We start from the raw sequence: 11168 nt of genomic DNA, 5'->3' as shown, positions 1-11168 counted from the left end.
TCAGGCCGACCGGGGCAGCGGGAGGGCCAGGGCCGACGGCGGGGTGGTGGTGAGGGAGATCTCGAACCAGACCTTGTTGCGGCCGCCCTCCCTGACGATGCCCCAGCGGTCCGAGAGGGCGTCGAGCAGCGGGAGGCCGCGGCCGTTCGTCGCGGTGGCGGTCGTGTGGCGGGCACACGGGGGTTCGGGCGAGCCGTCGTCCTGCACGCACACCCGCACCTCGTCGGCCGAGAACCAGACCGTCACGGTGAACACGCCGCCGTCGCCCGATCTGGAGTGCACGACCGCGTTCGTGGCGATCTCGCTGGTGAGCAGCACGGAATCGTCGTGCAGCGGGTGGTCTCTGCCGATCGTGGCCGAGACCAGGCGGCGGGCCACGACGACCTGGTCATGGCCGCCCGCCAGCCGGGCGACCCTCGTCGTGTCGATGGAGTCGAGTGTGGTGACGTTCCCCGAGCCGTTCATGCGTCCTCCTCGATGACTGCGCAAAGAAGACGCGCCGGCACGTGATCCGAGATGTCACGCGAAGGTGCGACTGTGCTTCCCCGATCGGCGCTGCCGTAGCGTGGGAGCCATGCTGACGCTGATGGCGGTGCACGCCCACCCTGACGACGAGGTCATGGGCACCGGGGGGAGCTTCGCGAAATACGCCGCCGAAGGAGTGCGCACGGTCCTGGTGACCTGCACGAACGGAGAGCAGGGCGACGGGCCGGGCGGGGTGAAGCCGGGGGAGCCGGGCCACTCGGAGACCCAGGTGGCCGAGCAGCGGATCGCCGAGCTGGCCGAGTCGGTGGGGCATCTCAACATCACCCACCTCGAACTGCTCGGATACCACGATTCCGGCATGGCCGGATGGGCGGGCAACGCCAGCTCCGACGCGTTCGCCAACGTCGACTTCGACAAGGCGGTCGCGCGGGTGGCGGCGCTGATGGAGGAGTATCGGCCGCAGGTCGTGGTGACCTACGACGAGAACGGCAACTACGGGCACCCCGACCACATCCAGGCCCACCGGGTCGCGGTGGCGGCGGCCGAGGCGACCGGGATCCCGGTGAAGTTCTACTACACGGCCGTGCCGAGGCGGGTCATCCAGGCGGCGTACGCCGCCATGAAGGCGCAGGGCATGGACCCGGGATGGGAGCTGCCCGAGGACTTCGGCACCCCCGACGAGCTGATCACCACGGTGGTCGACACCCACGAGCAGGCCGACGTGAAGCTCGCCGCGCTGCGGGCGCACGGCAGCCAGGGCGACAGCATCTCCCTGTTGTCGATGCCGCCGGAGACCCAGCGCATGGCCATGTCGGCCGAACACTTCGTCCGGGTGTTCAGCAGGGTCCCGGCGCCCGACCACGAAGACGACCTGTTCGCGGGCCTGAGATGAAGATCCACGTGCCCGACGAGGTGCTCGACGACCTGCGCCGGCGGCTCGAACTGACCCGGCTGCCCGCCGACGAGGGCAACGACGACGGGTTCTACGGGGTGCCGGTCACGCGGCTGAGGCCGCTGGTCGACCACTGGCTCCACGGCTACGACTGGCGCAAGGCCGAAGCGGCGATCAACGCCTACGACCACGAGCAGGTCGAGGTCGACGGCGTGCCGATCCACTTCATGCGGCGGCCGGGCGCCGGGCCGAACCCGACGCCGCTGATCCTCACCCACGGCTGGCCCTGGACGTTCTGGCACTGGTCGAAGGTGGTCGACGCGCTGGCCGACCCGGCCGCGCACGGCGGCGACCCGGCCGACGCGTTCGACGTCATCGTGCCGTCGCTGCCCGGCTTCGGCTTCCCCGGCCCGCTGCGGAACCGGCCCGAGCTCAACTTCTGGATGGTCGCCGACCTGTGGCACACGCTGATGACCGAGGTGCTCGGCCACGAGCGCTACGCCGCCGCCGGATGCGACATCGGCGCGCTGGTCACCGGGCAACTCGGCCACAAGTACGCCGACAGCCTCCACGGCATCCACATCGGCTCGGGCCAGAAGCTCTCCATGTTCAACGGCGACCGGGGCTGGGACCTGGCCCAGGGCCAGGTGCTCCCCGACGACCTGCCGCCGGAGATCAGAGACCGGATCATCACGTTCGACCGGCGGTTCGCCTCCCACCTGGCCGTGCAAGTCCTGGACTCCTCGACGCTCGCCCACGCCCTGTCCGACTCCCCGGCGGGCCTGCTGGCCTGGTTGCTCAAGCGCTGGGACTCCTGGAGCGACCGGAGCGGCGGCGACCCCTTCACCCCCGACGACCTGCTCACCCATACGATGATCTTCTGGGTGAACAACTCGATCGGCACGTCGATGCGCTACTACGCCAACGCCAACCGCCACCCCTGGACCCCCTCCCACGACCGCACCCCGGCCGTCGAGGCCCCCACGGGCATCACGTTCGTCGGCTACGAGAACCCTCCCGGCGTCACCACCGACCAGCGGGTGGCCGCCTTCGCGAACAGCGACCGAGGTGGCTGGTACAACCACGTGAACCTCACCGCCCACGACAGGGGCGGCCACTTCATCCCGTGGGAGATCCCGGAGGAGTGGGTCGACGACCTGCGGCGGACCTTCAGGAAGGCCCGGGGGTAGCCCTGCGCTCGTAGACGGTCTTCTCCCGCGCGTTCCGGGTGAGACCGGCCGCCTCGCGGAAGGCCGCCCTGGCCTCCTCGAACCGTCCGGCGCGTTCGAGGAGGTCGCCCCGCACCGCCGCGAGGTGGGGGTTGCCGTGGAGGGCCAGGCCGTCGACGATCTTCAGCCCGGCCTCCGGGCCCTCCGCCATGCCCACGGCGACGGCGCGGTTCAGCTCGACGATCGGCGAGGGGGCCACGTGGGCGAGCAGCCGGTAGAGGTCGGCCATCCGGGCCCAGTCGGTGTCGGCGAAGGTCAGGGCCCTGGCGTGGACGGCGGCGATGGCGGCCTGGAGGCCGTACGGCCCCAGGACCCCGGTCGACTCGGCGCGGGCCAGCGCTTCGAGACCCCGGCGGATCAGCAGCCGGTCCCAGCGCGACCGGTCCTGGTCGGCGAGCAGGACCGGCTCCCCGCCGGGGCCGACGCGGGCGGCCAGGCGCGACGACTGGATCTCCAGCAGCGCCTGCAGGCCGGACGCCTCCGACGACCCGGGCATGAGCGCCGCCAGCACGCGTGCCAACCGCAGCGCCTCGAAACACAGGTCGGCCCGGATCCACGAGTCGCCCGAGGTCGCCGAGTAGCCCTCGTTGTAGATCAGATAGATCACTTCGAGGACCGAGGCCAGGCGGGCGGGCAGCTCCTCGGCGGGCGGCAGCTCGATCGGCACCTTCCGCAGCGCCGTCTTGGCCCGGTAGACGCGCTGCCCGACGGTCGCTTCGGGCACCAGGAACGCGCGGGCGATCTCGGCCGTGGTCAGCCCGCCGAGCAGCCGCAGCGTGAGTGCCAGCCGCCCCTCGACGGCCACCGCCGGATGGCAGGCCGTGAAGATCAGCGTCAGCAGTTCGGGTTCGGGCTCAGCGGCCGGCCGCAGGGCGAGTTCGCGGAGTTTCTCCTCGTACACGCCCTGCCGCCGGAGCTGGTCGATCGCCTTCCGCTTGGCCGTGGTGGTCAGCCAGCCGCCCGGGTTCGCCGGCACGCCCTCGGCCGGCCAGGTCTCCAGGGCCAGCACGAAGGCGTCTTGAGCCGACTCCTCGGCCAGGCCGAGGTCACCGGTCATCCGGGCCACGGTCGCGATGACCTTGGCCGACTCGATGCGCCAGACGGCCTCGACGGTGCGGATCGGATCGAGAGAGCCCACACCCTCAGAATGTCATCAGCGGGAAGACGCGGGAGACGCCCTCCCAGCCGGGCCACATGTCGCGGTGCAGCCGCATGAACCGGTTGGCCCACTCGATCGCCTCCGCCTCGTCGCGGACCTCGTAGATCGCGTAGCTGATGAGCTCCTTGGCCTCGGCGAACGGGCCGTCGGAGACGGTCAGCTTGCCGCCGACGACCTCGACCTCGGCGGCGAGGCCCCGCAGGCCGCTCTGGTCGACCAGGGCGCCGGCCTCGGTGGCCTCCTGGCCGAGCCGCATGATCGCCGACATGAGCTCGGCGGGCGGCGGGGTCTCGGGCTGGGCGGTGCGGGTCAGCGTGATCAGGTAGCGCATGGGTGTTCTCCGTTCGTTCTCGTGCGAACCTACGACCCCTCTACGAACGGCCGGCGGGTGTTTCGACAGCCGCCGGTTACTTTTCTGCGATTTCCGGCCATGCTTGTCAGGTGAGCAGCAGGCCTCCCTATCCGGGGCTGGCGGCCTTCGGCGCGCCGGATGCCGCCGTGTTCTTCGGCCGCGACGACCTCCTGTCCGAGCTGCGGCGGCGTACCGAGAACGAGCGGCTCCTCGTCGTCACGGGCGCCTCGGGGGCGGGAAAGACCTCGCTGGTCGACGTCGGGCTCGGCGGGTTGCGCCTGCGGCCCGGCGATGATCCGGTCGGCGCGCTGCTGGCCGCGTTCGGGACCGCGATCGACCGAGACCGGCTGGCCGCGGCGCCTCATCACCTCGACGAGTCAGGCGACCCCGGGCTGGTCGTGGTCGACCGGTTCGAAGAGGTCTTCGTGCTCTGCCGCGACCTCGACGCGCGGCGGACCTTCGTCGCGGCGCTCGCCGCCACCCGGGCCCGGGTGGTGCTGGTGCTGCGGGCCGACTTCACCGGCGACGCCGCCGCCCACCCCGAGCTGGTCGCGGCCCTCTCCCGGCCGCTGCTCGTCTCTCCATTGTCCGGGTACGACCTCCGCGCGGCCGTCGAGCGGCCCGCCCTGGCCCACGGGGTGACCTTCGAAGAGGGCCTGGTCGACGAGATCGTCGCCGACCACAACGGCGACCTGCCGCTGCTGGCCCACACGCTGCGGGTGATGTGGGACCGGCGCGAGGGCGGCCCGCTGACGTTCGAGGGCTACCGGGCCACCGGCCGGGTGACCGGCGCGATCCCCCGCAGCGCCGAACGGGCGCTGGTCCGCAACGACGCCAGGGCGGCGCTGTCGGCGCTGGCCGGGCCCCACGGCACGCTGCGGCCGGGTCCGATGACGCCTGAGCTCGAACCGTTCGTGGCGGCCGGGCTCGTCCGGACCGACGGCGAGACCGCCGAGCTGGCCCACGAGGCGGTGATCCGGGCCTGGCCCCGGTTCACCGCGTGGACGGAGGCCGACCGGGCGGCCGGTCAGGTGCGGCGGGAGTTCGCCGCCGACGCCGACCGGTGGGTGCTCAGCGGGTTCGCCCCGCCCCACCTCTACACCGGCTCCCGGCTCGCGGCGGCGCGGGCGGCGGTGCGGCGCATCCGGCGGGAGCTGACCCCGGCCGAGGTGGCGTTCCTGGAGGCGAGCGCGGCCCAGGAGTTCGAGGGGCGGCGGGCCGACGACAGGCGCACGTTCGTGCGCGGCCTGTTCTCGATCGCGGCGGTGGCGCTGCTCGTGCTGAGTTTCGGGGCGACCGGCGCGCTGGCGCTGCTCGTCAACGGGGCCGCCCGCGACCGCGACGCCGCCGTCGGCCGCAGCACGGTCGCCGTGGCCCGCCACCTGCTGGCCCAGGGCGACGCGCTGGCCGCCGACCAGCCGGTGCTCGCCCGCCTGCTGCGGCTGGCCGGGGCCGAGATCGCGCCCGCGCTGCCCGAGGCGGCGGCCGGGCTGCGCGCGTCGGCGGCGCATCCCGCGCTCGACGTGCTGCGCCCGCCGGGCGTGGAGACCATGGTCGTCAGCGCCGCCGGGCTGGCGGCCACCACGTCGGGCGGCGACGTCACGCTCTGGCGGGACGGCGCCCGGCTCGCGGTCGTGCACGCCCACGACGACCCGATCAGCGCGCTCGCCTTCACCCGCGACGGCCGCCGGTTCGCCACCGCCGCCTCCGACGGTTCGGTGCGGATCTGGGACACCGCGGCCCGCGACATGCTGGTGGCCGTCGACGACGGCGGGCTCGGCCGCAAGGCCGTCGCGTTCGGCCCCGACGGGCGGACCATCGCCGTCGCGGCGGCCGGACGGCCGGTCACGATCTGGAGCACCACCACGGCCCAGCCGGTGGCGGAGTTCCCGGCGGCGGGCGAGCGCCCGCTGGTGCTGTTCGGCAACGACGGCGACACCTTCTACACCGCGACCGCGCGGGGCCTGGAGGTCTTCGACCTGCCGACCAGGAAACGGCTGCGCCTGCTGCCCTCCGAGCGGGTCACCTCGGCCGCGCTCACCCCCAACACGCGCACCCTGGCCGTCGGCCGGGCGGACGGCGGCGTCGAGATCTGGGGGGTGGGGGAGCGCGAGTTCACACCGCGGGGCGAGTTCGCCGCGCACGACCGCGCGGTCGAGACGATCACGTTCAGCCCCGACGGCCGCACGTTCACCACCGGCGGCGGCGACGAGGCGGTGCGGATCTGGGAGACCGCGAGCCGCCGCCGCGTCGGCGACACGATCACCGGCCACACCGGGACGGTCGTCGCCGTGGCCTACCTGCCCGACGGTCGCACCCTGCTCACCGCGGCCACCGACCGGACGGTCCGGGTCTGGAACACGGCGGCGTACGACTCCGTGCTCGACCTGACCACCCGGGTCGCCGACCCGAAGAGCGGCCGGTTCGCCACAGTCGAGGCGATCGCCTTCACCCAGGACGGCACGATCTTCGCCACCGGCGACGCCGCCGGCACGGTGCGCCTCTGGCGGACCGCCTCGCGGACCCCGCTCGGGCTGCCGATCGAGACGCGGACCTCCGGGGTGCACTCGATGGTGTTCGACCCCACGACCGGCGGGCTGGTCGTGCTGAGCACCGACAACGTGATCAGCCTGCTCGACGTCGACAGCCGCACCAGCCAGCCCCTGTGGGCCAACCCGCCCCAGGAGGTCACCAACCACGGCGTCCTGGGCCCCGACGGCCGGACGCTCGCGCTGGCCTACGGCGCGAACGTGGAGGTGTGGGACAACCAGACCCGGCGGCTGACCGGGCGGCTCGGCGGCCACGACGGCGACGTGCGCGCGGTGGCGTTCAGTCCCGACGGGCGGCTGCTGGCGACCGGCGGCGCCGACAGGGTGATCCGGTTGTGGGATCCGGTGAGGGCGACGGCCGCCGGTCCGGCCCTCCTGGGGCACACCGGCGACGTGTTGTCGGTCGCGTTCAGCCCCGACGGCAGCGTGCTGGCCAGCGGCGACGCCAGTGGGATGGTGCGCTTCTGGGATGTGGCGACCGGCCGGCCGCTGGGCGCCTACCACGGCCGGGCCCCCGCCGACGGCGTCCCGGCCTTCGCGGCGAGCGCGCTGGCCTTCAGCCCCGACGGCGGGACTCTCGTGGGCGGCGGCCGGTTCACGGCCCCGGGCCAACCGGCCCTGGAGATCTGGGATTCCACGCTCTACGGCGCGGACGCCCGCGACCTCGTCTGCGACCAGGCCGGCCGCACTCTCACACCCGAAGAGTGGCGCGTGCACGTACCCGGTCAGCCCTATCGGCGGCTCTGCTGACGATCGGGCGGCGGGTCTCGTGCGGGCGGATGTTGCGGCGGTGGACGAGCGGGTCCTGGCCGTCGCGCAGGCCGTCGAGGAGACGGTCGAGGTGGACGAGCAACTCGCCGTGCAGCGGCCAGTGGCCCGGGTCCTCGCGCAGGACGGCGCCGAGCTCGTCGCGCATGCGGCGGCCCTCGGTCAGTGAGCGGTCGAGTTCGCCCGTGAGGCGCTCGGCCTCGGCGGGGCAGCAGGTGGTGGCCGCCTCGGCGTAGTCGCGGGTGGTCTGGGCCAGGTCGTGCAGCACACTGGCCAGGCGCTCCCGCACGCCGGGTTCCCACAGCCGCAGGCCGGTCCGGTCGCTGATGCTCCGGGCCAGGCCGCGTACGGTCGGGATCGCGCGTTCCAGGGTGTCGAGGGCCTCGCGCAGGGCGCGGCTGTGGCCCGTGAGGGTGCGGCCGCGCAGGCGGGCCGTCTCGTCGGCGGTGTCGACCGCGGCCTCGACCCGGTGGATCTCCGCGGTGAGCTTCCTGGCCTGGTCCATCCAGCGGCCGACGGCCTCGGGGCCGGGCTCGGCGGCCAGGCCCGCGGCCATGTCGTCGAGGAGGCCCGCCACCCGGCCGCCGAAGTCGGCGATGGCCCGCTCGGCGGGGCGCAGCCGCGTCGGCGTCGCCACGAAGACGGTCACCAGGCCGACGGCCGCGCCGATCAGGGTCTCCACGATGCGGTCGGCGGCGGCCGGGCCGGTGCCGAACTGGAGGATCAGCATCGCGCTGATCGGCACCTCAAGCAGGTGTTCACGCAGTTTCAGCAGGTGGCCGAGGCCCAGGGCGACCGCGACGGACAGACCGAGGCTCCACCAGCTCAGCCCGAACAGCCCGCTCATGACCACCGACACCAGGACGCCCGCCCCGACGCTGACGATCCGCCCTCCGGCGTGCTTCAGCGTCCGGAACAGCGAGACCTGGACGACGAGCATCGCGGTCAGCGGGGCCAGCGTGGGCGCCCGGGTGTCGAGCAGGACGAGCGCGATCACATACGCGGCCATCGCCGTGACGACCAGGCGGGCGATCGACGTCAGACGTTCCGGCATGCGGGTGTCCACCTCCCCCGAATAAGACATTTCTTGACAAACGGCATGCCTGGGGGTGGATATTTCCTGGTTCCGGCAAAACCGAAGGGCCGGGTGGATCACCCGGCCCTTGGTCTTCCGCTGTTACGGCTTCGCTGTGAACGCCGACGGGACGTACATCTCGGTCTCCGGCTTGGCCTCGCCGACGAAGGTGAACTTGGCGGCCTCGCCCTCGCCCACCACGTCGACCTTGACGACCTGGCCGGGGCGCAGCTCGCCGTAGAGGATCTTCTCCGACAACGAGTCCTCCAGCTCACGCTGGATGGTCCGGCGCAGCGGCCGGGCGCCCAGGACGGGGTCGTAGCCCCGGTCGGCGAGCACCTGCTTGGCGGCCGGGGTCAGCTCCAGAGCCATGTCCCGGTCCTTCAGGCGGGCGTCCACCTGGGCCAGCATGAGGTCGACGATCTGGATGATCTCGGTCATGCGGAGCTGGTGGAAGACGACGGTGTCGTCGACGCGGTTGAGGAACTCGGGCCGGAAGTGCTGCTTGAGCTCCTCCTGGACCTTGGCCTTCATCCGGTCGTAGTTGCCCTCGACGTCGTTGTTCTTGGCGAACCCGACCCCGATGCCCTTGCTGATGTCACGGGTGCCGAGGTTGGTGGTCATGATGATGACCGTGTTCTTGAAGTCGACCACCCGGCCCTGGGCGTCGGTCAGGCGGCCGTCCTCCAGGATCTGCAGCAGGCTGTTGAAGATGTCGGGGTGGGCCTTCTCGATCTCGTCGAACAGCACCACCGAGAACGGCTTGCGCCGCACCTTCTCGGTCAGCTGCCCGCCCTCCTCGTAGCCGACGTAGCCGGGAGGAGAACCGAACAGCCGGGAGACGGTGTGCTTCTCCATGAACTCCGACATGTCCAGCATGATCAGCGCGTCTTCGTCCCCGAACAGGAACTCCGCCAGCGCCTTCGACAACTCGGTCTTACCGACACCCGACGGACCGGCGAAGATGAACGAGCCACCCGGCCTTCTGGGGTCCTTCAGGCCCGCCCGGGTACGCCGGATCGAGCGGCTGAGGCCCTTGATCGCGTCGTCCTGGCCGATGATGCGCTTGTGCAGCTCGTCTTCCATCCGGAGGAGACGCTGGGACTCCTCCTCGGTCAGCTTGAAGACGGGGATGCCGGTCGCGGTGGCCAGCACCTCGGCGATCAGTTCCTCGGTGACCTCGGCGACGACGTCCATGTCGCCGGCCTTCCACTCGCGCTCGCGCCGCTCACGCTTGAGCATGAGCTGCTTCTCGTTGTCGCGGAGGGCGGCGGCCTTCTCGAAGTCCTGCGCGTCTATGGCCGATTCCTTGTCCCGGCGCACGTTGGCGATCTTCTCGTCGAAGTCGCGCAGGTCGGGCGGCGCGGTCATGCGGCGGATGCGCATGCGCGAACCGGCCTCGTCGATCAGGTCGATCGCCTTGTCGGGCAGGAACCGGTCGGAGATGTACCGGTCGGCCAGCGTCGCCGCGGCCACGAGCGCGCCGTCGGTGATCGAGACGCGGTGGTGGGCCTCGTAGCGGTCACGCAGACCCTTGAGGATCTCGATCGTGTGGCTGAGGCTGGGCTCGGCGACCTGGATCGGCTGGAAACGACGCTCCAGAGCGGCGTCCTTCTCCAGGTGCTTGCGGTACTCGTCGAGCGTCGTGGCGCCGATGGTCTGGAGTTCGCCTCGCGCCAGCATGGGCTTGAGGATCGACGCGGCGTCTATCGCGCCCTCGGCCGCGCCCGCACCGACCAGGGTGTGGAGCTCGTCGATGAACAGGATGATGTCGCCGCGGGTGCGGATCTCCTTGAGCACCTTCTTCAGACGCTCCTCGAAGTCACCGCGGTAACGGCTGCCGGCCACCAGCGCGCCGAGGTCGAGGGTGTAGAGGTGCTTGTCCTTGAGCGTCTCGGGCACCTCGCCCTTGACGATCTTCTGCGACAGGCCCTCGACGACGGCGGTCTTGCCGACGCCGGGCTCACCCACCAGGACGGGGTTGTTCTTGGTGCGGCGGGACAGCACCTGCATGACCCGCTCGATCTCCTTGTCCCGCCCGATGACCGGGTCGAGCTTGCCCTCGCGGGCGGCCTGGGTCAGGTTGCGGCCGAACTGGTCGAGGACCAGCGAGGTCGCGGGCGCGCTCTCCTGGGGCCCGCCCGAGGCCGCGGCCTCCTTGCCGCCCTGGTAGCCGTGCAGCAACTGGATGACCTGCTGGCGCACCCGGTTGAGGTCGGCGCCCAGCTTCACGAGGACCTGGGCGGCCACGCCCTCGCCCTCGCGGATGAGGCCGAGCAGGATGTGCTCGGTGCCGATGTAGTTGTGGCCGAGCTGCAGCGCCTCGCGCAGCGACAGCTCGAGAACCTTCTTGGCACGCGGGGTGAAGGGGATGTGGCCGGAGGGGGCCGACTGGCCCTGGCCGATGATCTCCTCGACCTGCTGGCGGACGCCTTCGAGGCTGATGCCCAGGCTTTCGAGGGCCTTGGCGGCGACGCCTTCGCCTTCGTGGATGAGGCCAAGCAGGATGTGCTCGGTGCCGATGTAGTTGTGGTTGAGCATCCGGGCCTCTTCTTGGGCCAGGACGACCACCCGCCGCGCTCGGTCGGTGAACCTTTCGAACATCTCTCGCCGCTCCATGGAGTCCGGGGGGCCCTGTTACTCCATAGAACGCGGTAA

Annotated in this window: 8 protein-coding genes; 3 read left to right on the top strand and 5 right to left on the bottom strand. The window is 71.9% G+C overall.

Translation table 11 applies throughout. From position 1 onward, the window contains the following. A complete protein-coding gene (locus QSK34_RS19750) occupies positions 1-465 on the bottom strand; it encodes an ATP-binding protein (RefSeq protein WP_285585715.1) in 465 nt (154 codons plus the stop codon). 109 nt (positions 466-574) lie between these two features. Between QSK34_RS19750 and QSK34_RS19745 the strand changes: the two genes are divergently transcribed. Together QSK34_RS19745 and QSK34_RS19740 are read left to right on the top strand one after the other, a co-directional pair. Beyond that, complete coding sequence (locus tag QSK34_RS19745; protein WP_285585714.1) at positions 575-1378, top strand: PIG-L family deacetylase; 804 nt, start codon at positions 575-577, stop codon at positions 1376-1378. Next, complete coding sequence (locus QSK34_RS19740; protein WP_285585713.1) at positions 1375-2568, top strand: epoxide hydrolase family protein; 1194 nt, start codon at positions 1375-1377, stop codon at positions 2566-2568. Before QSK34_RS19745 ends, QSK34_RS19740 begins: the two co-directional genes overlap by 4 nt. Here the strand turns inward: QSK34_RS19740 and QSK34_RS19735 are convergent. Next, a complete protein-coding gene (locus QSK34_RS19735; RefSeq protein ID WP_285585712.1) occupies positions 2549-3745 on the bottom strand; it encodes an RNA polymerase sigma factor in 1197 nt (398 codons plus the stop codon). The genes QSK34_RS19740 and QSK34_RS19735 overlap by 20 nt on opposite strands. Before the next feature lie 4 nt (positions 3746-3749). After that, positions 3750-4097 carry a YciI family protein gene (locus QSK34_RS19730; RefSeq protein WP_161482347.1) on the bottom strand — a complete coding sequence of 116 codons (348 nt, stop codon included), beginning with the start codon at positions 4095-4097 and terminating at the stop codon, positions 3750-3752. Between the two features lie 110 nt (positions 4098-4207). Between QSK34_RS19730 and QSK34_RS19725 the strand changes: the two genes are divergently transcribed. Next, positions 4208-7417, top strand: a complete 3210-nt coding sequence (locus QSK34_RS19725) for an nSTAND1 domain-containing NTPase (RefSeq protein ID WP_285585709.1) — start codon at positions 4208-4210, stop codon at positions 7415-7417. Here QSK34_RS19725 and QSK34_RS19720 read toward each other — a convergent pair. After that, positions 7359-8489 carry an FUSC family protein gene (locus QSK34_RS19720; RefSeq protein ID WP_285585708.1) on the bottom strand — a complete coding sequence of 377 codons (1131 nt, stop codon included), beginning with the start codon at positions 8487-8489 and terminating at the stop codon, positions 7359-7361. The genes QSK34_RS19725 and QSK34_RS19720 overlap by 59 nt on opposite strands. Positions 8490-8612: 123 nt before the next feature. Continuing rightward, complete coding sequence (locus tag QSK34_RS19715) at positions 8613-11114, bottom strand: ATP-dependent Clp protease ATP-binding subunit (protein ID WP_285585707.1); 2502 nt, start codon at positions 11112-11114, stop codon at positions 8613-8615. Between the last annotated feature and the right edge of the window lie 54 nt (positions 11115-11168).

The organism is Herbidospora sp. NBRC 101105 (genome assembly GCF_030269205.1).
Classification (GTDB): domain Bacteria; phylum Actinomycetota; class Actinomycetes; order Streptosporangiales; family Streptosporangiaceae; genus Herbidospora; species Herbidospora solisilvae.
This window is presented reverse-complemented; position numbering and strand designations above follow the sequence as displayed.

What these genes read in the sequence shown, in the direction of transcription:
- QSK34_RS19750 (WP_285585715.1), bottom strand. Translation starts at nt 465, where the DNA reads ATGAACGGCTCGGGGAACGTCACCACACTCGACTCCATCGACACGACG.
- QSK34_RS19745 (WP_285585714.1), top strand. Translation starts at nt 575, where the DNA reads ATGCTGACGCTGATGGCGGTGCACGCCCACCCTGACGACGAGGTCATG.
- QSK34_RS19730 (WP_161482347.1), bottom strand. Translation starts at nt 4,097, where the DNA reads ATGCGCTACCTGATCACGCTGACCCGCACCGCCCAGCCCGAGACCCCG.
- QSK34_RS19715 (WP_285585707.1), bottom strand. Translation starts at nt 11,114, where the DNA reads ATGTTCGAAAGGTTCACCGACCGAGCGCGGCGGGTGGTCGTCCTGGCC.
- QSK34_RS19740 (WP_285585713.1), top strand. Translation starts at nt 1,375, where the DNA reads ATGAAGATCCACGTGCCCGACGAGGTGCTCGACGACCTGCGCCGGCGG.
- QSK34_RS19720 (WP_285585708.1), bottom strand. Translation starts at nt 8,489, where the DNA reads ATGCCGGAACGTCTGACGTCGATCGCCCGCCTGGTCGTCACGGCGATG.